At 68.4% G+C, this 20,419-nt stretch carries 17 protein-coding genes; 2 read left to right on the top strand and 15 right to left on the bottom strand.

Features of this window, described 5'->3' with window-relative positions:
- Positions 1–112: 112 nt before the first annotated feature.
- Both ACGFI6_RS17905 and ACGFI6_RS17910 read right to left on the bottom strand, forming a co-directional pair.
- A complete protein-coding gene (locus ACGFI6_RS17905) occupies positions 113–1,711 on the bottom strand; it encodes a S1C family serine protease (RefSeq protein WP_393119772.1) in 1,599 nt (532 codons plus the stop codon).
- Positions 1,712–1,803: 92 nt separating this feature from the next.
- Complete coding sequence (locus tag ACGFI6_RS17910) at positions 1,804–2,946, bottom strand: epoxide hydrolase family protein (RefSeq protein ID WP_393119774.1); 1,143 nt, start codon at positions 2,944–2,946, stop codon at positions 1,804–1,806.
- 61 nt (positions 2,947–3,007) lie between these two features.
- Here ACGFI6_RS17910 and ACGFI6_RS17915 point away from each other — a divergent pair, with 61 nt between their 5' ends.
- Both ACGFI6_RS17915 and ACGFI6_RS17920 read left to right on the top strand, forming a co-directional pair.
- Positions 3,008–3,952 carry a helix-turn-helix transcriptional regulator gene (locus ACGFI6_RS17915; RefSeq protein ID WP_393119775.1) on the top strand — a complete coding sequence of 315 codons (945 nt, stop codon included), beginning with the start codon at positions 3,008–3,010 and terminating at the stop codon, positions 3,950–3,952.
- Between the two features lie 17 nt (positions 3,953–3,969).
- A complete protein-coding gene (locus ACGFI6_RS17920) occupies positions 3,970–4,785 on the top strand; it encodes an alpha/beta fold hydrolase (protein WP_393119777.1) in 816 nt (271 codons plus the stop codon).
- Positions 4,786–4,803: 18 nt separating this feature from the next.
- On the opposite strand, the gene ACGFI6_RS17925 is transcribed toward ACGFI6_RS17920, so the two are convergent.
- From ACGFI6_RS17925 to ACGFI6_RS17985, 13 genes are all read right to left on the bottom strand, one after another.
- On the bottom strand, positions 4,804–6,435 hold the full coding sequence (locus ACGFI6_RS17925) for a phospholipase C (protein WP_393119779.1): 1,632 nt from the start codon (positions 6,433–6,435) through the stop codon (positions 4,804–4,806).
- Positions 6,436–6,455: 20 nt separating this feature from the next.
- The gene (efeB, locus tag ACGFI6_RS17930) at positions 6,456–7,664 is read right to left on the bottom strand and encodes an iron uptake transporter deferrochelatase/peroxidase subunit (protein ID WP_393119780.1); all 1,209 of its coding nucleotides are present in this window, start codon (positions 7,662–7,664) and stop codon (positions 6,456–6,458) included.
- A gap of 115 nt (positions 7,665–7,779) precedes the next feature.
- Positions 7,780–8,901, bottom strand: a complete 1,122-nt coding sequence (locus ACGFI6_RS17935) for an EfeM/EfeO family lipoprotein (RefSeq protein ID WP_393119782.1) — start codon at positions 8,899–8,901, stop codon at positions 7,780–7,782.
- A 111-nt stretch (positions 8,902–9,012) separates the two neighbouring features.
- The gene (locus tag ACGFI6_RS17940) at positions 9,013–9,921 is read right to left on the bottom strand and encodes a ribonuclease Z (RefSeq protein WP_393119784.1); all 909 of its coding nucleotides are present in this window, start codon (positions 9,919–9,921) and stop codon (positions 9,013–9,015) included.
- A 39-nt stretch (positions 9,922–9,960) separates the two neighbouring features.
- On the bottom strand, positions 9,961–12,219 hold the full coding sequence (locus ACGFI6_RS17945; RefSeq protein WP_393119786.1) for an aminotransferase class III-fold pyridoxal phosphate-dependent enzyme: 2,259 nt from the start codon (positions 12,217–12,219) through the stop codon (positions 9,961–9,963).
- Positions 12,220–12,234: 15 nt separating this feature from the next.
- Positions 12,235–13,569 (bottom strand): TldD/PmbA family protein, encoded by a 1,335-nt coding sequence (locus tag ACGFI6_RS17950; RefSeq protein WP_393119787.1) that lies wholly within the window; start codon positions 13,567–13,569, stop codon positions 12,235–12,237.
- Entirely contained in the window at positions 13,566–15,017 is a 1,452-nt protein-coding gene (locus ACGFI6_RS17955; protein ID WP_393119788.1) for a TldD/PmbA family protein, read from the bottom strand. Before ACGFI6_RS17955 ends, ACGFI6_RS17950 begins: the two co-directional genes overlap by 4 nt.
- A gap of 162 nt (positions 15,018–15,179) precedes the next feature.
- The gene (locus tag ACGFI6_RS17960) at positions 15,180–15,398 is read right to left on the bottom strand and encodes a hypothetical protein (protein ID WP_393119790.1); all 219 of its coding nucleotides are present in this window, start codon (positions 15,396–15,398) and stop codon (positions 15,180–15,182) included.
- Positions 15,395–16,195 carry a COG4280 domain-containing protein gene (locus ACGFI6_RS17965; protein ID WP_393119792.1) on the bottom strand — a complete coding sequence of 267 codons (801 nt, stop codon included), beginning with the start codon at positions 16,193–16,195 and terminating at the stop codon, positions 15,395–15,397. Before ACGFI6_RS17965 ends, ACGFI6_RS17960 begins: the two co-directional genes overlap by 4 nt.
- 167 nt (positions 16,196–16,362) lie before the next feature.
- The gene (locus ACGFI6_RS17970) at positions 16,363–17,334 is read right to left on the bottom strand and encodes a threonine/serine dehydratase (protein WP_393121255.1); all 972 of its coding nucleotides are present in this window, start codon (positions 17,332–17,334) and stop codon (positions 16,363–16,365) included.
- Between the two features lie 181 nt (positions 17,335–17,515).
- Positions 17,516–18,322, bottom strand: a complete 807-nt coding sequence (locus tag ACGFI6_RS17975; RefSeq protein ID WP_393119794.1) for an ABC transporter ATP-binding protein — start codon at positions 18,320–18,322, stop codon at positions 17,516–17,518.
- A 10-nt stretch (positions 18,323–18,332) separates the two neighbouring features.
- Entirely contained in the window at positions 18,333–19,361 is a 1,029-nt protein-coding gene (locus tag ACGFI6_RS17980) for a FecCD family ABC transporter permease (RefSeq protein WP_393119795.1), read from the bottom strand.
- Complete coding sequence (locus ACGFI6_RS17985) at positions 19,358–20,419, bottom strand: FecCD family ABC transporter permease (RefSeq protein ID WP_393119797.1); 1,062 nt, start codon at positions 20,417–20,419, stop codon at positions 19,358–19,360. The genes ACGFI6_RS17980 and ACGFI6_RS17985 overlap by 4 nt, the downstream gene beginning before the upstream one ends.

The raw sequence follows: 20,419 nt of genomic DNA on the forward strand, positions 1-20,419 counted from the left end.
CGTCGGGCCCGGGGGGTGGGTCGGTTGGGGTGTGGGGGGTGGGTTGGGGTGGGGTGGGGGGTGGGGTGGGGTGGGGTGGGGGGTGGGGTGGGTTGGGTGTGGGGTGGGGTGGTTAGCGGACTGGGCCGGTGATTAGTTGGATGGTGGCTTTGTGGGACTGGCCGGATTGGTCGGTCCAGCCGACTTCTACCTTGTCGCCGGGGTGTTGTTTGTTGAGGAGGGTGGAGAGGGTGTCAGGTGAGTCGACCGCGTGCCCTGCGAACGAGGTGATCAGGTCGCCGGCTGTGATGCCGGCGTCGTCTGCGTGACCGTTCGCGACCACGTCGCCGACTACTGCGCCGGTGGTGCCGGGGGTGGTTGCTACCGAGATTCCGAGCATTGCCGAGTCGCCGATGTGTACGGTGTCGGACGACTTGCCGTTCTCGATCTGCTTGGCGATGTCGAGCGCCTGGTTGATCGGGATCGCATACCCCTCGGTCGTCACACCCGACCCGTTCCCGTTGCCGTTCTCAGAGCCGTTGCCGTTTCCGTTGCCCTCGCCGGATCCGTTGCCGTTCCCGTAGCCGTTGCCGTTGCCCTGGCCGTCGCCGTACCCGTTCCCGGATCCGTCGCCCTGGCCGTTCCAGTAGCCGTTTCCGTTGCCGGATCCGTCGCCGTTGCCATTGCCCTGGCCGTTCCCGTTCCCGTTCCCGTTCGCGTTTCCTTGGCCGTTGTTGTTGTCGAAGGGGAAGCCGGTGCCGTCGCCATCGCCCCAGGCGGCGAGGATTGCGGTGGCGGCTTGGGCTGTTGACTGGGCTGTTGACTGGGCTGTCGACTGGGCGGTCTGGCCGGGGCGGCCCTGGCCGCCGTTGCTGCCGCCGTTGCCGGCTACGTCGACGCCGACCACTTCGCCGTTCGCGTTCACCAGGGGGCCGCCGGAGTCGCCGGCCTGGATGTTGGCGTCGGTCTCGATCAGGTTGGTCAGGTTCTCGGGGTCCTGGCCGTTCTGGTCGGTCGCGGTGATGGACTGGTTCAGCCCGGTCACCTTGCCGGCGGCGTAGCTCGGCGTTCCGCCGGTGCCGCCTGCGTTGCCGACCCCGACGACCTGGTCGCCGAGTTTCACCTGGTCGGAGTTGCCGGTCTTGGCGGTCTGCAGTCCGGACGCGTCCTTCAGTTTGAGTACGGCGATGTCGTGCGCCTCGTCGTACCCGACGACGCTCGCGCTGTACGTCTTCCCGTTGCCGATGTCGGTGACGGTGATCGACGTCGCGCCCTCGATGACGTGGTGGTTGGTGAGCACCTCGCCGTCGGAGGTGAGCACGATCCCGGTACCGGCGGCCCGGGCGTTCTCGTACCCGAGGACGGTGTTCACGTCGACCAGCCCGGGCGATATCTTCGCCGCTACGGACGATGCGTCGAACGCCTTCTGCGACAGCTCCGAGTTGTTCCCGGCGGTGCGCTGACCGATGCCCCAGGCAACCGAACCCGCGACCAGCGCCGCAGCCAGCCCGAGCGCACCGGCACCGAGCAGCCGGCGACCGCGCCGCTTCTTCGGCGGCTCCTGCTGCGCGAACGGAAACTGCGGCCCGTTCGGGTACTGCGGCCCACCCGGCCCAGGCTGGTACTGCGGCCCTGGTTGATACTGCGGATACGGGCTGTACCCGCCGGCTGCCTGCTCGCCGTGCGGCGCCTGCCCACCGTTGTACGGTCCCGGTCCAGCGCTCTCGTTCATTGCTGTCGCCCTCCTCGGCAAATTCCCTCTGCTACGAGTAGAGCGCGCCAGACTGAGAACTAGATCGGCCCAACCAATGAATCACCTGAGAATCAGCCCCGGAGCGTGTGGAAGAAGTCGCGGACGTCTGCCACCAGCGCCTCCGGGATCTCCAGCGCCGCGAAGTGACCACCCTCAGCAAGGTCCGTCCAGCGCGTGATGTTGTTGGAGGGTTCGCAGTACCGGCGGATGGCTACATCGTGAGCCGTGGCAAGGACCGCCGTCGGCACCCCGGAGCTGGGCGGCGGCGCCCAGGACCGCGGCTGGGCGTACCCGATGTACGCGGCCGACCCACCGGTCCCGGTGAGCCAGTACATCATCACGTTGGTGAGCAGCCGGTCCTTGCTGATAATTGCCTCAGGCAACTCGGCCGACGGCCAGGTCCAGGCCTTGAACTTGTCCATGATCCAGGCGAGTTGCGCGACCGGCGAGTCGACCAGCCCGTACGCCAGCGTCTGCGGCCGCGTGGACTGGATCGAGATGTAGCCGAACTCGTCCTTCATGAACTGCGCGATCCGCGCCATCTTGTCCTGCTCCAGCGGCGTCAGCGTCTGCAGCTCCTCGTCGGAGAGCTGCAACGGCGGCAGGTTCGTCCCGCCGTTCGTGTGGACGCCGACGACGTGCGCCGGAGCGGCCCGCCCCACCTCGGGCGACACCGAGCCACCGAGGTCGCCACCCTGCACGCCGTACCGATCGTAACCAAGCTCGGCCATCAACGCGGCCCACACCCGACCGATCCGCGGGAACGTCCAGTCGCCGTCTGCCGTCGGCCCCGAGAACCCGAACCCGGGCAGCGCCGGAATCACCACATGGAACGCGTCCGCAGCCTGCCCACCGAAGGCGACCGGATCCGTGAGCGGCCCGATCAGGTCAAGGAACTCGACGATCGACCCCGGCCACCCGTGCGTCAGCAGCAGCGGCAGCGCATCCGGCTCGGCGGACCGTACGTGCAGGAAGTGGATCTGCTGGCCCTCGATCTCTGCGGTGAACTGCGGGTACGAGTTCAGCTCCTTCTCGGCCGCGCGCCAGTCGTACGAGGTGCGCCAGTACTCGACCAGCGACGACAGCCAGGACACCGGAACGCCGGTGTCCCACTCGTCGCCGGGCAGCGGTGCGGGGAAGCGGACGTTCGCCAACCGAGCGGCGAGGTCGTCGAGGGTGCTCTGCGGGATGTCGATGCTGAACGGCTTGATCATGACTCCACTCTGACATCCACTTAGGACAGCTTCGGTCCTAACCAACTGGCAAACTGAGCACATGATCGAGACGTCCGCACGACTGCTCAAGCTGCTCAGCCTCCTGCAGCAACCCAAGGAGTGGAGCGGCAACGCCTTGGCCGCGGAGCTCGGCGTCGGGATCCGGACCGTACGGCGGGACGTCGACAAGCTGCGCAATCTCGGCTACCCGGTCGACGCCGCGCCTGGTGTGGCCGGCTACCGCCTCGGCGCCGGTGCCGCGCTGCCGCCGCTGCTGCTCGACGACGACGAGGCGGTCGCCGTCGCGATCGGACTGCGCGCCGCCGCGAACGAGACCGTCGCCGGCACCGAAGAGGCATCGATGCGCGCACTCACCAAGCTGGAACAGGTCCTCCCGTCCCGCCTGAGGTACCGCATCGAGCTGCTCCAGCAGGTCGCCGTCACCCCCGCCGGCGGGCCGAGCGTGCAACCCGACGTACTGCTTGCCGTCGCGGCGGTCTGCCGCGACCATCACCAACTGCGTTTCGACTACCGCAATCACGACGGTACGTCGACCACGCGGACGACCGAGCCGCATCGCCTCGTGCACACCGGCCGACGGTGGTACCTGGTCGCGTGGGACCTCGACCGCGACGACTGGCGTACGTTCCGCGTCGACCGCCTCCAGCCCCGGATCCCGACCGGCCCGCGGTTCACCCCGCGCGAAATACCGGACCTCGCCACCACGAACCGTGGCGTCGCGTACGGCGGCTACCGCTACCAGACCCGCATCGTGGTTCACGCCCCCGCCGAGCAGGTCGCCGACCGGTACGGGCCGAACGTCGCGTCCGTGACCGCGATCGACGACACGACGACGCTCGTCGAGACCGGCGCGAACGAGCTCGCCCAACTCGCCCTGTACCTGGGCGTACTGGGCCTCCCGTTCGAGGTCCAGGAGCCGCCGGAACTGATCGACGCGATCCGCGAACTGACGACGCGCCTGGCAGCCGCGATCCCAGCGCCCTGACCGGTACCGTTTCGAGCATGCAGGATCGGTACGTCGGCACCGTGCTCGGAAGGATCCGCCTGCGCGTCGACGGGACGGGGCCCGCGATGCTGTTCTGGCCGAGCCTGCTGATGGACGGCACGCTCTGGTCCGCGCAGGCCGCGCACTTCGCCGGCCGCTTCCAGGTGATCCTGGTCGACCCGCCCGGACACGGCGGCAGTGAGGCGCTCGACCAATCGTTCACGTTCGAGCAGTGCGCCCAGGTCGTGGAACACATCCTCGACGACCTGCAGATCGACAAGGTGCATGTGATCGGCAACAGCTGGGGCGGGATGATCGGCGGTACGTTCGCTGCCCTGCACCCGGAGCGCACCGGCATCGCCGTACTGATGAATGCGACGGCAGCACCGGCCGGGCTCAGGCAGAAGGCGGAGTATGGGATCCTCGTCCAGGCAGCCCGGCTGCTGGGTGGGATCCGTGGACCGCTCAAAGGGCCGGTCCGGGACGCGTTCCTCGGTCCCACTGCGAAACGGGACAAGCCCGAAGTGGTTGCCACGGTCAACGACCTGGCCGCCGAGGTGGACGTTCGATCGGGGATGCACGCGGTCACGAGCGTTGTCCCGCGCCGTCCTGACCAAAGAGCGTTGTTCAGCAAGATCCGTACGCCGGTGCTCGTGGTCGCCGGCGGCGAGGACAAGACGTTCCCGGTCACGGAGACCGAGGAGATGGCCGACGCGATCCCGGGTGCGCGCTTCGTCGTACTGGAGCAGTCGGCGCACCTGGCCGCGCTCGAGTCCCCGAAAGAGGTGAATGCCCTGATCGACGACTTTCTCGCCGATCAGGGCATCAGCTAGCTCAGTGCTTGAACCAGATCAGTGCTTGCCGACCGCGGCCCCGGTCTTCGGGTCCAGGATCAGCGGCTTGGTGTTCGGGTGCGATCGCCAGCTGAACATGCTGTTCAGGCTGCCGGCCCGCTCGTCGAACGAGTGGTCGCCGATCCGGCCGGTCCGCCAGTTGTCCTCGATGAACTTCAGTACCGAGGTCTGGTCGGTCAGCGCGTGGTCGACGTGGTTCGTCTTCGCGTACGGCGACACGACCATCAGCGGCAGGCGCGGACCGTAGCCGCACCGGTCGGCGTAGCCGCCGGCGGCAGGCTTGGTGCCGCACAGCGCCGCCTGGTCCAGGGTCGCGTCGTGCGAGCCGTTGACCACCGGTGCCTTCACGTGGTCGTACCAGCCGTCGGAGTCGTCGTAGGCCAGGACGACCGCGGTGGACTTCCACTCCGGCGACTTCTGCAGTGCGTTGATCTCCTTGACGACGAACGCCTGCTCGTCCAGCGGGTCGGAGTAGCCGGCGTGGCCGTCCTGATACGAGCCGGCCTTCAGGAAGCTGACCGCCGGCAGGTTGTGTGCCGCCAGCGCCGCGTCGAAGTCCGAGGTGTCGTACTGGTGGTTGGCCTGGTCGGTGTGACCGATCGCCTGCACCGACGAAGGCGGCAGGTGCTTTGGGTTCGCCGTCGACTTGTAGTACATGAACGGCTCGTGGTGTGGGCTGTAGTCGGTTGAGGCCTGGCCCCCGACGTTGGCGTGCTGCGTACCGCAGACCGCCTTGCCGTTGGCGGAGCCGGTCGGCTTGAAGCCACCCTGGAACCAGCCCCAACTGACGTTCCGCTTGTTCAGCAGGTCGCCGATGTTCTGCCCGTGCATCACGCCCAGGTTGTTCGAGGACTTGCCGTTGTTGTTCGAGCAGTCGTCATAGAACGGGTCGGGGTCGTTGGTCATCGTGCCGATCCCGTTCGCGTCCGGCGACTGCACGACGTAGGCGTCGGTGGTCGGCTCGCCCGTCTTCGGGTCGTAGGCCTGGATGCCATGGGTCTGGCCGGAAATCAGGTTGATGGCACCGGGGCTGGACGGGCCGTACACCGAGTCGAACGAGTTGTCGCTCAGCGAGTAGTGCTGCGCGTAGTTCCACATCGCGGTGACGGTGTTGCCGTCGAAGTAGTCCATCACCAGGCCCGGCTCACCGAACAGCACCGGTTGGCCGGTGCACTTGTCGGTCTCGGTGTTCTCGACGAACTTGTCCATCTTGCCGGCGTTGACGGCCTTCTGTTCCGCGCTGTAGCCGTGGTTCTGGTCGCAGGTCAGAGCCTGCGACGGCGCCAGCCGCTTCGGGTTGTACGCGTTCGGGTTGTTCGTCAGCAACTGCTTCGAGAGACCGTTCACCTTCGGCGTGTGCCGGGCCGGCGTGAACGGCGTACCGTCGGCGTTGGTCGCGTTCGGGTACACACCGAAGTAGTGGTCGAACGAGATGTTCTCGCCGAAGATCACCACCACGTGCTGGATCGGCGTGGTCGGGCGGACCGCCTGATGCCAGTTGGCGGGGTCGGCCACCGCGTAGGTCGCGGCGGCATCGGTGACCTGATGAGTGTTGTCGCCGGGCGCGGCGCAGGCGGCCAGCAACAGGCCCGTCGCGGCCGTGGCGGCGACAGCGAGTCTTGCACGCATGCCTTCTCCTTCTGGGTAACTCATGCGAGCAACGACCGGCCGAAGTGGTCGTTGCCGTCCCGTACACCGGGAAGCGTGAAGAAATAGCCGCCACCGACCGGCCGGATGTAGTCGACGAGGGGTTCGTCGGCCAGCCTGGTCTGTACGGCTTCGAACTGCCGGGCGATGTCCTGCTGGTAGCAGCAGAACAGCAGGCCCATGTCCAGGTCACCGACCGAGTCGGTGCCTTTGTCGTAGTTGTAGCCGCGGCGCAGGAACTGGCTGGCCGCGGTGTCGGCGGTCCGCGGGTTGGCCCGGCGGATATGACTGGTCAGCGGGATCGCTCCGCCGGTCGGATCGTCGCCGTAGTGCGGGATGTCGGTCTCGCTGCTGCCGTCCAGCGGTGCTCCGGTGTCGCGGCGGCGACCGAACATGTTCTCCTGCTCCTGCACCGACACACGGTCCCAGAATTCGACCAGCATCCGGATCTGCCGCAGTACTTGGTAGCTGCCGCCCTCGGTCCAGGCCGGCTCGCCGTTGCCCCGACCGACCCAGACGAGCTTGTCGTAGTCGGCCGATGCCGGCTTCACGGTGCCGTCCTTGAAGCCCATCAGGTTGCGCGGCGTACCAGCCGGTCGCGGCGGACTCTGGAAGCCGTCGACCCGCCAGCGCAACTGCATCCCGCCGCGGGTGTGCCGGGCGAGGTCGCGCAGCGCGTGCAGCACGACGTCGGTCTCGGATGCGCACAACTGCAGGCTCAGGTCCCCGTGGCACAGGCTCTCGTCGAGGCTGTCGTTCGGGAACTCCTTCATCGGCGTCAACTTGGCGGGCTTGCGATCCTTCAGGCCGTACCGATCATCGAACAGGGACGCCCCGACGCCGACGGTGACGGTCAGGTCGTCGCCGGGCATGTCCGGTCCGAGTACGCCGGAGTCGGCCGGCGGGGCCGTGATGCCCAAGGGCGGCAGGGCACCGCCGGTCGTGAGCAGCCGCGCCCTGTCGGTCAAGGTCTTGAACAGGTCGGTGAGCTCGGACTTGTCCACGGCGATCACGTCGAACGACGCGAAGATCGCCTGCTTCTGCTGATCGGTGACGATGCCGGCCTGGTGTACGCCGTGGAACGCCACCGAAGCCGGCGCCCCGTCGGGCCTGGTCGCCGCGTCCGCCGTCACCGAGAACCCGGTCACCGCCGCCGCGCCAGCACCTGCCAGCGTCCCGCGAAGGAACGACCGACGATCCACGCCGGTCATGGGGCCTCCCGGTCTGAACTGAGGAGCGCAGGGAGCGAAGCGACTGGAGCGACGAGGGAAGACCGGGAGTTCCAGCCCCATGACCCGCCGCGACGGAGTCGCGGCATGTGCACCGTCATCCGGCCCTCCGAACTTCGCAGATGGTGGCGACCGGGGCGAGCTTCTCGAGGAGCTCGCCGACCGCCCCGTCGAGTTGTTCGGACGTGGTGCGATCGAGCTGTCCGACCGGGGTGTTCTGATGCGCGGTCAAGAGGGCGCGTACGCGGTCCTCCCACTTCTGCACCGCAGGCAGGTCGGCGTACCGGGGCTTCAGCACCGGGTCGAGGATGGCCAGCACGTTCGCCGTCCCGTTCAGGTTCGCCAGCGCGGTGTTCAGCGACGTACCGCTGCCTTGGTCGTTCTCGCCGGTGAGCTCGAACTGCAGGGCGTTCTCCATGATCTCGTGGGCGCGCAGGCCCAGATCGTTCGGATCGACCTGTTCGTTGGGCAGATCCTTCTGCAGCCCGTGGACGTCGACTGCCAACTGGTCCGCGATCGGCTTCAGAGCGGCCGCGGAACCCTTGTGCCACAGGCCTTTCTCCAACGGGTGGAAGCCGGCCGACCCGTCGATCTTGTCGGCGAAGTCCCCGAACGCGTCGTACGCGGCGCCGAGCGAGTTGTACGCGAGATGCGCCGCCAGCCAGTCGGTCCGCGCAGTGTCCAGGTTGCCGGCGTCGACATCGGCGCGCAGCTTGTCCGTCTTGACCGCCAGGTCCGCGACACCGCGAGCGACGCTCGCCTCGTACTTCTTCACCAGCGGCAGCATGTCGTTCTTCGTGACGGGGACCACCGCAGGGCCGTCCTGCCCGTCGCCGGTCACCGTGACCGTCGGTCCGGTGATGACGTCGGTGTCCTCGATCAGGCAGCGGATCGCGTACCGGCCGGCGCCGAGTTGTACGGCCATCGCGGCACTGGTGTTGGGCCCCAGGCCCTCGACCTCGCCGTACACCTTGTTGCTGCCGACATCGACCAGATCGACCTCAGCGGGAGCGTCGCCGGTGTTGTGCACGGTCAGCGTCTGCCGGCCGGTCCGCGCGTCGGTCCAGCCCTGTCCGCACTGGCTGCGCGAGACGCTGATCCCGGCAGGCCCACCGGCCGCGTCGGCCGAACCTTCCCAGGGCCGCCACACAGTCACCGACGCGGCCGCAGCCAGCACCACGAGCGCGACAACCGTCGGTAGCGGACGGGGCGTGCGCACGAGAGATCGCTCCTGGAGATCGGCGGTTTACATTCGCGGGCAATGCTAATCCTGCCGCCGCCCGGGTGCAGCCTTGTTCGCGCGTCGGTCACGCATTGTTCGCCTCCGGCGCTAACGACGCGGCGGAACCGGCGTCCGCGCGAGATCGGAGGCGACCACGATCTCGCCGGAGAACTCCGCCGCCGCTTCCTCCGCGAAACGCTCCGGCTCCAGGTACCGCTGGGAGAAGTGCGTGAGGACCAGCTTCCGTACGCCGCACTCGGCCGCCACCCGCGCCGCCTGGCGGGCGGTCAGATGACCGAAGCGCCGGGCCAGCTCGGCCTCCGACGAGAGGTACGTCGACTCGATCACCAGCAGGTCCGCGTTCTCTGCGAGACGCAGGACGTTCTCGCACAGTCGCGTGTCCATCACGAACGCGAACCGCTGCCCACGCCGTACCTCACTGACGTCCTCCAACCGGACCGTCCGGCCGTCCACCTCGAGCGACCCGGCCCGCTGCAGCCGCCCGGCGGCGGGTCCCGTCACGCCGTACTCCGCCAGCTTGTCCGGCAGCATCCGGCGGCCGTCCGGCTCGATCAGCTGGTACCCGAACGACTCGATCGGATGCTCCAGCCGGCGTGCCCACAGCTGCCCGAACGACCCGACCGACAGCAGCCCGTCCTCCTCGACCGGCTCCTCGAGCAGCTCGGCGCGTTCGAAGAACGACGCGGCGTACCGCAGGCGGGTGAAGTACGTCTGCCCGGACGCCGGGTAGTGCGCGTGCACCGGATGCGGTACGTCATCGAGCGACAGCCGCTGCACCACGCCCGGCACCCCGAGGCAGTGGTCGCCGTGGAAATGGGTCACGCACAGCCGGGTGATCGCGCCGGCCGCGAGACCGGCGAAGATCATCTGCCGCTGGGTCCCCTCCCCCGGATCGAACAGGAACCCCTCGTTGTCCCACCGCAGGAAGTACCCGTTCTGGGTGCGTTCCCGGGACGGGACCTGACTGCCGGTGCCCAGCACAACCAGTTCACGCACGTGCCCAACAGTAGCTAACCGATCGCCCGTTGGAACGAACTAACCGATCGCCCGTTGGAACGCCGACAAGAAGTGCTCCACCTCCGCAGACGTCCAGATCAGCGGCGGCCGGATCTTCAGCACTCCCCCGCCCGGCCCGGTCGTGCCGACCAGTACGCCGTTGTCCCGCAACCGTTCCGCGAAGTCTGCCGCGCCGGGCAGCTCCACCCCGACCATCAGTCCTTGACCACGTACCGGCAGGTCCGGCACGAGCGCCCGCAGCCCGGCGCGCAACTCCGCGCCGACCTCGCCGGAACGCGCGACCAGTCCGGTCTGTTCGATCACGTCCAGCACAGTGAGCGCCGCGGCACAGGAGACCGGATTGCCGCCGAAGGTGCTGAAGTACTCGTCCAGCTCCGTGAACGCCTGGGCGATCTCGTGCCGGGTGATCAAGGCCGCGACCGGATGCCCGTTCCCCATCGGCTTGCCGAGTGTGACGAAGTCCGGCGTCAGCGCGAAGTCCTGGAACCGCCACAGGTTCCGCCCACCACGTCCGAAGCCGGCCTGCACCTCGTCGGCGAGGAACAGTCCGCCGGCCGCGTGCGTCGCGTCCAGCAACCCGCACATGAAGTCGTCCCGCGGCGTCAGAATCCCCGCGCTGCTGAACACACTGTCCACCGCGAGCAACGCTAGGTCGTGCCCGGCCCGCTGCAACTCGTCACGAGCGGCCTGGACTCGAGCAACGGCGGCGGCACCGTCATCGGCAACGTTCCGCGGGGCCTCGAAGACCGCGACGTGGGACGGGCGCGCCGACGCCGGATACGTGTTGGTCGAGAAGGCAGCGGTTGCCTCGCTGACCCCGTGGTACGACAGGTCCGCGGCGACCACACCGCCCCGCCCGGTCACGACCCGCGCCATCCGCCACGCCAGATCGTTGGCCTCACTCCCGGAATTGACGAACACGCACGTGTCCAGCCCGTCCGGCATCGACGCGACCAGCCGCTCCGCGAGCTCGACGACATTCCCGTGCAGGTACCGCGAGTTCAGATTCAGTACGGCAGCCTGCCGCGAAATGGCCTGCACGACGGCCGGATGCGTGTGCCCGACGACGGGAACGTTGTTGTAGGCATCGAGATACCGCCGGCCGTCGGCCGTGTACACCCATGGACCTTCCGCGCGGACGACCTGCAACGGTTGGCGGTAGAACAGCGGAGACAGCTCACCACCGAGTGCGGACCTGCGCCGTACGAGCAGAGTCGGGTCCGGGGCGGTGGCGACGCGCGAGGTGCCGCAGAGGCGGTGGAAGCGGTCGGCGAGCTCGGTCCGATCGACTTCGGTGAGCTGGTCGAGGATCTGCCAGCTGCCGGCGACCAGACTGGTCAGGTACTCCTCGTTGTCCGGATAGAGCGGTGCACGCCACGCCGAGATCAGCACGCTGGCGGCAGACCGGGCCAGGACGAGCTCACCGATCAGCGCAACCTCGGCCGGCTCCAACGGAAGTACGCGCTGATAGCCGTCGAGGAAGCGGCCGGCATCCGCCCAAAGGTCGTCGGACTCGCGGAGCAGGGAGGTCAGACTGATCGCGAGCTCAGCGACCCGCGCGGTGTGGTGCAGGTCGCCGAAGTCGATGACGCCGGTGATGCCGCCGTCCTGCAACAGCAGATTGCTCAACGTCACGTCGCCGTGCAGGGCGGACGCCGGGAGCTTGCGGGTCGCTTCCTCCAGACCGGCGAAGCGATCGAGCAGGCGGTGCATCGGAGCACGTCGCCGTTCGTCCGGCAGTTCGTCGGCGTACGGGCGCAGGTCCGTCACGTGGCGCGGGTCCCAGTCGAGCCTGCGGTACGCAGCCGGGTGCCCGAAGCCCTGGAGCGCACGGGTCAGCCGCGCGGTGATCGAACCGAACTCCGCCGCGAACCAACCCGGCAGCGCGGTCAGGTCGGCCACTTCGCCCGGCAGCGCGGTGATCACCCGCACCAGATGCGAACGACCGTCCGCAGCCTGGACCGTGGTGACGGGCCCGCCGGTCGTACTGGGAACGATGCGTGGGATCGGCAGGTCCGGGTCAACGGTGGCGACGTGCTCCATCGCGGCGCACTCCATCGCGATCTGGTTCGCGTCGTCGCCGGTGTTCGACACCTTGACCACGAGTCGCCGTCCGTCCGCCTCGGCCTCGGCGAGGAAGTTCCGGTCCCGCTCACTGCGCAGTTCGGACACCCCGGCGTTGATCCCGTACCGGGCCTTCAACAGCCGGGCCGCCGCCAGTACGTCGACGTACGGCGGATCCTCCTGCATGCTCGGCGTACGCTCACCCTGCTTCACCGTGCCTCCGTCGGGTCAGGTGAGGACGAATGGTCCGGCGTCGATCAGCAACGCCGGGACGACCACGCTGTCCATGAACGTCTGGTCGCCGATCTCCCGGGCCGCTCCGACCGCGAGGACGGAGTTCAGCACCTCGTCCATCCGGAAGGTGAAGCGCAACTGCGGGTGCCAGGCGACGATCTTGCCGTCCTCGGCCCAGTAGGTGGCGTCCCGGGTGGTCCCGGTGACCAACGTCTGCTTCGGGTGCTGGACCCGCAGATAGTCGAGCCGATTGACCACCAGACCACTGCCGCAGCCGGTGAGCAACTCGTCGTCGGTGGTGTCACCGGCGTCGAGCAGCAGGTGCGACGGCACCGGATCGCCACCGAACCGTGAGCCGTCCGGCACCGCATGACCGGTCGGCACACCACCGGTCAGCTCGGCCCGCCGGCGATCGGAGACCACGCCGGTGAGCACACCTCGATCGATCAGCGTGGTCCGCCGCCGAACGTTGCCCTCAGCATCGAACCCGCTGAGCAGGCCGGCCTCGTTGGTGGCGTCGTCGACCAGCGTGAGCTGCTCGCTCACCACCTGCTGCCCGATCCGCCCGGCCAGCGCCGAGCGTCCACTCGCGTAGTGCTCCGCGCCAAGGGCCCAGTGGCCGAAGGTCGCGATCAGGGTGTTCACCGCCGACGGCTTGAGCAGCACCCGGCAGGTGCCGCGGAACGGTTCCCGTACCGGCAGCGGACGCAACGCCTCCCGCAGCCGGCCGGGGATCTCCGCGACCGGGATCAGATCGGCGTCGCGATGCACGAGCTTGACACTCGCGGATTGCCCGTCCTGCTTGGCGATCGCCTGGATCGATGCCTTGGTCAACGTCTCGGACCGGAACAGGCCGGCCGAGTCCGCGACCACCCGATCCAGTACGTCGTACCGGATCGCACCGCCGAGGCGGGCGGACTCGTCGAGCCCGTCGCGCACCGTCGTGAACCACTGATGCCGTACGTCCGGATCGCCGTCCACGATGGACCTCGCCGGCTCGACCACGAACTGCTCGAACTCGGGCACCGGGTCCGAAGGCGCGGTCTCGGACTCACCGTTGGCCGGAGCCGGCAGGTCGGCGAAGGCCGCGCCAAGACGGTCGGCGAGAGCCTGTACAGCGTCCCGGTCCAAGGTCTCCAGCGTTCCGCCGGCGGTCCGGCCGTCGCGGTTCACCTTCACGCGGACACGGAGCCGGCGTTCGCTGTGCTGGGCGGTGATCTCGGACTCGGCGTACCGGAGCAGTTCGGCATTCTCGCCGAGCACGTCGAGGCGGGTACCCCGCCCGAGGATCTGCAGCGCCTGCTCGATGTCTGTCCGCTCGATGCTCATCGCCCCACCTGCACATTCTGGAAACGTCCCGGCACGGTGCCGTGACCGACATGAGCCACCTGCAGCGGCTCGCCCTTGTTGCACGACGGGACGCCGTGCAACTTCCACTCGTCCGGACCCCCGAGCGCGTCCAGACTGGCCCAGAACTGCGGGGTGACGCTCTGGTAGCTACAGTTCTTCAGCAGCCGGCCGACCTTGCCGTCGCGGATCTCCCAGCCGAGCTCGGTGGTGAAGCGGAACGACATCCGCTGGTCGTCGATCGAGAAGCCGCGGTTGGTGTCGACCAGGATGCCGCGCTTGGTACCGGCGATCATCTCGTCCAGCGACGACTCCCCCGGCTCCAGGCAGATGTTGGTCATCCGTACCAGCGGCAGCCGCTGCCACCCGTCCGCGCGGGACGCGCCGGTCGGACGATCGCCGAGCGCCGCGGCCGATTCGCGGCCCGACATGTAGCCCTGGAAGATGCCGTCCTTGACCAGCTGGGTGCGCTGCGCCGGGATGCCCTCGTCGTCGTACCCGAAGGAGCCCAGCCCGCCGGGGATGGTGGCATCGGCGTACGCGGAGACGATCGGCGAACCCCAGCGGAAGTTGCCGCGCCGCTCCGGCGTCGCGTATGTTCCGCCGGCCAGGCTGGCCTCGGTGCCGAGCGCCCGGTCGGCCTCCATCGGGTGGCCGGCGCACTCGTGCAGGACCATCGCCAGTTGGTTGCCACCGGCAATGAGTGTGGTGACCTCGTCCGGGCACTGTGGCGCGGTCAGCAGCGCGACCGCCTCGGACGCGACGCGGGCCGCGTTCTCCACCAGGCCGAGCGATTCGACGTGCTCCCAGCCTGCGGTGCTGAAGTCTCCCCGCTGGCCCCGGATCTGCCGTGGGACGCCTTGCGGGAACGACCGCCGTTGCAGGTCGTCACCGTTGCCGGCGTTCACCATCAGACCACCGCCGCTCTCGGTCAGGGTCTGCTCGATCAGTGCGCCCTCGGTGTTCGCGAACACCTTCTCGTCGCGGTAGAGGTCGATCGACGCCTCGATCTGCTGGACCAGCGGACCGGCGGTCGACGCCTCCTTGACGGTGGCCGAGAGCAGGTCGAGCTTGGTCGACAGCGGCACCTCGAACGGGTCGATCCGCAGCGGCGACGACCAGGTCGCCCGCGTCGTGACCGGATCCCCGAGCGCCACGCGGCCGGCACCACCGGCGGCGCGGGCCTGGCCGACCGCCTGCGCGATCACGCTGTCGAGGCCGTCGGGGTCGAGCCGGTAGGTGGCTGCGAAACCCCAGTGGCCGCCGATCAGCACCCGGAGCCCGAGTCCGAGCGAGTCGTCGTACCCGACCTCACCCGGACCGTCGAGTTCGACCAGGACCTGCTCGTGCGTCCGCCGGACCACTCGGATGTCGCCGTACTGGACGTCCGTGGGCAGCAGGGCCAGCACGGTCTCGGCAGTGTCTCGCATCACTCGGACCTCCGATTCGGACGGGATGAAGCCCCACCGTAGCAGACACTACGAGATTTTGAATAGAGGTCGTGATCACTACAGAGCCTGGAGCGGGCAGCAATCGGCCCCGGTGCGCGCAGGGACGCATACCGGGGCCGATCGTCAACAGGGACTGGGTTTTCAGCGCTTCTTCGGCCGAACGTCGATGGCCAGGCTGATGCTGAACGCGGCGACGATCAGCGCGCCACCCAGCAGGGTCAGCCCGGTGTCGCCGAACAGCTTGGCGGTCATCGCGGCGAACAGCAGGACCAGCGAGACCAGCACGGCGACCGCGATCTTCCAGTCGTCACCGATGATGAAGTCGTACCAGAACTGCCCGAAGGACTTGAGGAACTTCACTTCTTCACCTCCATCGCGAGGTCGGTCGTCCCGGCCGGCGCCGGAGCGGCCGGCTTACGCAGCACGGCCACGAAGATCCGGCTGAGCACCAACCAGGTGGCGATCAGGACCAGGATCATCAGGTCGTGGCCCGGCCAGCCCAGGCTCTCCCGGCCGTCCCGGAAGATGCCGATCCCCTCGACGGCCCAGTACGTCCCGAACGACGCGAGCAGCAGGCCGACGCCGTACTTCAGCAGGTTCTCGTTGATCATCGACAGCGGCCGGCGCAGCGCCACCGCGATCCCGAGCACGATCACCACGGCCGCGACGGCACCCAGGCTGGCCGCCGGGATGTTGTCGGCATTCAGGCCGAAGGTCAGCACGATGAAGACGACCTCCATCCCCTCCAGGAACACGCCCTTGAACGAGACCATGAAGCCGAACATGTCCAGGCCGCCCCGGCTCTCGCCGGCCGCCTTCGCCGCCTCCACCTCCTCGCGGTAGATCGCGTCCTCGTCGTGCACCGCCTTGCGGCCCGACGATCTGAGGATCGCCTTGCGCAGCCACTGCAGCCCGAAGATCAGCAGCAGACCGCCGATCGCGAGCTGCAGCGCCGACTCCGGCAGCCAGGTCGCCAGTGCGTAGCCGGCCGCCAGGGTCACCACCGCGAGCGCTCCGAGCGCCGCGAAGGTGCCGGCCATCGCCGACCGCCAGCCGCGGGTGTAGCCCATCGCCATCACGATGGTGGTTGCTTCCACCATCTCCACGAAACACGCGACGAACGTCGCGATGACCAGCCCCCACGTTGCCGCGTCCATCTCTCACTTCCCTCGCTCAGTTGAAACATATGCTGCACGAAACGATAGTTACACAATTCTGGGCATGTCAATGACACGACCCGTACGGCTGAGACCCCCCGAACGCGGGCATGCCGAAGCACCCGAGGTGGAGGGACCTCGGGTACTTCGGCTTGCGGGCGGCTGGGCTAGGCCAGGGCGGCGACCAGGGTGCTCGCCGAGATGTTGCCTCCGCACGACACGACGGCGACTCGCTTGCCCTCCAGCTCGTCACGCCGGGCCCGTACGGCAGCGAACGCCATCGCCGCGGATCCCTCGATGAGCTGGTGCTCGGTGTCGATCACCGTCCGCAGGGCAGCGCTGATCGCGTCCTCGCTGACCAGCACCCAGTCGTCGACCAGTTCGCGACAGAGCTCGAAGGTGATACTGCCCGGCTCGACGCTGCCCGCCGTACCGTCGGACAGGGTCTCCTGGGCGTCGACCAGGACGATCTTCCCGGCCCGTACCGAGGCGGCCATCGCGTCGTCGCGCACCGGCGAGGCGCCGTACACCCGGATCCCGGGCAGGTTCTTCTTGAGTACGGACGCGACACCGCTGATCAGTCCGCCGCCACCGACCGCGACCACCACGGCGTCCAACTGCGAGCCGGCCAGCTGCTCGAGGATCTCCACCGCGACCGTGCCCTGCCCGGCGATGATGTCCGGGTCGTTGTACGGCGGCACATAGGTCAGGCCGTGTTCGGCGGCATACGCCCGTGCCTTCGGTTCGAGGACGCCGGAATCGTTGCCCTCGGCCCGGATCTCCAGCCCGAGCCGGCGCAACGCGGCCACCTTGCTCGGCGACGCGTTCTCCGGCAGGTAGACGATGCCGTGCCCACCGAGCGTCGCGAGGGCGTTCCCGACCCCGAGGCCGTGGTTCCCGGTCGACGCGGTCACCACGCCGGCCTTCCGCTGCTCATCGGTCAGCGTCAGGATCTTCGCCATCGAGCCGCGGGCCTTGAACGAACCGGTGCGCTGCAGGTGCTCGCTCTTCACCAGCACCTCGGCACCGAGCTCGTCGCTGAACGCGCCGTACCGGACCAACGGCGTGGGCGGCAGGTGCTCGCGGAGCTTCGGTGCGACCCGTTCCGACCGCTCGGCGGCCTCCGCGGGACTCAACATCACGCAGTACTCCTATCCGGTTGCCACTGAGGCTGTGTCTGATGGTCCAGCGCCGTAGCGAGGAGGTGCTCGGTGCGGTAGCTCGGCGCGCGGGGGCGAAGGTCTCGATGCGGAGCATCGTGGCCTTTGCACCCGTGCGGCGAGATGCCGTGCCGAGTGCCCCGCAGTAGGCGGTGGACCATCAGGCACAGCCTAGGAGCTGGGCCCGGAGCCCGGCGCGCAGCGGGATACACATCGGTTTACCACTCACCGGGTGCGGCACAACTTTGGACTCCACCCCGAAGACGTCCCGGATGGTGTCGCAGGTGAACACGTCCTCCGGCGTTCCCTGCGTGACCAGGCCACCGGACTTCATCACGAAGACGTGGTCGGCGTACTCGGCCGCCATGTTGAAGTCGTGCAGCACCATCGCGACGGTCTTGCCCTGCTCCTGGTTCAACTGGTGCAGCAGGTCCAGTACCTCGAGCTGGTAGGCGACATCCAGGTAGGTCGTGGGCTCGTCGAGCAGGATCAGGTCCGTGCCCTGCGCCAGACAGAGCGCGATCCAGACCCGTTGGCGCTGACCACCGGACAGCTCGTCCACGTGCTGATGCCGCAACTCCGCCGTACTGGTCACCTGCATCGCCCACTCGACGGCCTCCTTGTCGGCCTCACTGGGCACCTTCAGCGACGTACGGTGCGGATGCCGGCCGAACCACACCAGGTCCTCGACCGAGATCGACTCGGGCGTGACCAGCACCTGCGGCAGGATCGCGAGCAGCCGGGCCACCTCCTTGGTCGGGGTGTCCTGGATCGACTTGCCGTCGAGGATCACATTGCCCTTCGACGGCGGCAGCAACCGGGCCAGGGCCCGCAGCGCGGTGCTCTTGCCGGAACCGTTGGGCCCGATCAGCACGCTGACCTTGCCGTCGGGAATGGTCAGAGTCAGGTCGTGAGCGATGACCTTCTGGTCATAGGCGAGTTGCACGCCTTGTGCCTGCAGACGCATGGCGGGTCTCCTACTTTCCGGTCTTCACGAGCAGGTACAGGAAGTACGGTCCGCCGACCACGGCAGTCACCAGGCCGGCCGGGATCTCCAGCGGCGGCGCAAGACCGCGGCCGATCATGTCGGCGAACAGCATCAGCAGTACGCCGAACAACGCTGCCGCCGGGATCGACGCCAGGTGCTTGCCGCCGAAGATCCGGCGAGCCATGTGCGGAGCGATCAGTCCGACGAAGCCGATCGTGCCGGCCACCGCCACCGCGGCCGCGGCGAGTGCGACCGCGAACAACAGCAGCAGCCGTCGCGTTCGCTCGACCGGCTCGCCGAGGCCGGCGGCCAGGTCGTCGCCGAGCCCGAGCACGTCGAGCTTGCGAGCCCACACCACGATCAGCGGCACCAGCACGAGCACCCATGGCAGGATCTCGAGGACGGCGCTCATCGACCGGCCGAACAAGCTTCCGGTCAACCAGATCAGTGCCGCGCTGACATCCAGCGGGTTGCGGACGAGCAAGAACCGGATGCCCGCCTCGAAGGCCGCGCTGACGGCGATACCGACCAGCGCGATCCGTACCGGGGTCGCACCACGCCGGTACGCGAGCAGGTACACCAGGCCGGCGGCCGCGAGACCACCGACGAACGCCGCCGGCACGACGGCCAGCACCGGGACGCCGGGGATCGCGAGCAGCAACAGCATGCCGCCGAAGCCCGCACCCTTGGTGACACCAATGATGTCCGGCGCCGCCAGCGGGTTGCGGATCACGCCCTGCATCACCGCGCCGGACACTGCGAGCGCCGTACCGATCAGCCAGCACAGCAAGACCCGCGGCAACTGGAAGTCGAGAACGATCGCGGCCGCCTGGTCCGACCGGTCGCCGGCGAGTGCGTGCGCGAGGTCGCCGAACGACACGGCGGTCGCGCCGACCTTCAGGCTGTAGACACTCAGTACGAGCGCCAGCACACCAAGCGATCCCATCAGCGCCGCCGGATGCCGCTTCGCCAGTGACGTCCGCCGGACGCTCTGCGCAACAATCGCTGCACTGGTCATGAGGTCACCTTCTGTCGACGGGCCAGGTAGACGAAGATCGGTGCGCCGATCAGGGCCGTGACCACACCGGCGGGTACTTCGAACGGTGGCTTGACGTAGCGGGACACGATGTCGGCGTACAGAACAAGCACTCCTCCGCCCGCCGCGCACAACGGCAGCAGCACCGTGTAGCTGGAGCCAACAAGGCGGCGCATGATGTGCGGAATGATCAGGCCGATGAAGGCGACCGGCCCTGCCACGGACACTGCCGCACCACACAGCACGATCACGAGCAGCGACCCCAGCATCCGGGTCCGCTCGACGTTCTGGCCGAGCCCGCGGGCCATGTCGTCTCCGAGCGCCAGCAGGTTCAGCGGCCGCGCCATCGCGAACGCACCGAGCAAGCCGAGCACCAGCCAGGGCAGCAGGTTGCGTACGTCCTGCCAGCCGGCGAAGTTGACGCCGCCGACCAGCCAGAACAGCACGCTGTCGGTGGAGTTCTCGTCGAAGATGATCAGCACCTGCGTCAACGAGATCAACAGGCTGCTCGCCGTCACACCGGCCAGCGCGAGCCGTACCGGACTGACCCGGCCACGCCCGGAACCGGCCAGCAGCATCACCGAGATACCGGCCGCGGCCGCACCACCGAACGCCAGCAGGATCGTTGGTGCACCCGACAGCGACGGCACGATGGTGATCGCCAGTACGACGACGAAGACCGCGCCGGCGTTCACGCCCATGATCTCCGGTGCGGCCAGCGGGTTCGCGGCGACCGCCTGCATCAGCGCGCCGGCCACCGCCAGGGCGGCGCCGACGCAGAGCGCCAGCACCACCCGTGGCAGCCGGATCGACTGCAGGATCAGCTCGTCGGCATCGTTCGCCTTGAAGATCGCACCGGGCAGCCGGGCCAGCGAGATGTGCTGGCTGCCGATCGACATCCCCCACGCGATCCCGCCGACGATCAGCACCAGCAGCACCAGCGACACCCAGGTGACGCGCTGCTTGCTGGTGACGATCTTCGGGCGCTTGTGCGTGGCGTCCTCGGCAGGTTTGGGCACGGTGCCCACGGACAGGCTCAT

It is taken from the genome of Kribbella sp. NPDC048928 (assembly GCF_043197975.1).
Classification (GTDB): Bacteria; Actinomycetota; Actinomycetes; order Propionibacteriales; family Kribbellaceae; genus Kribbella.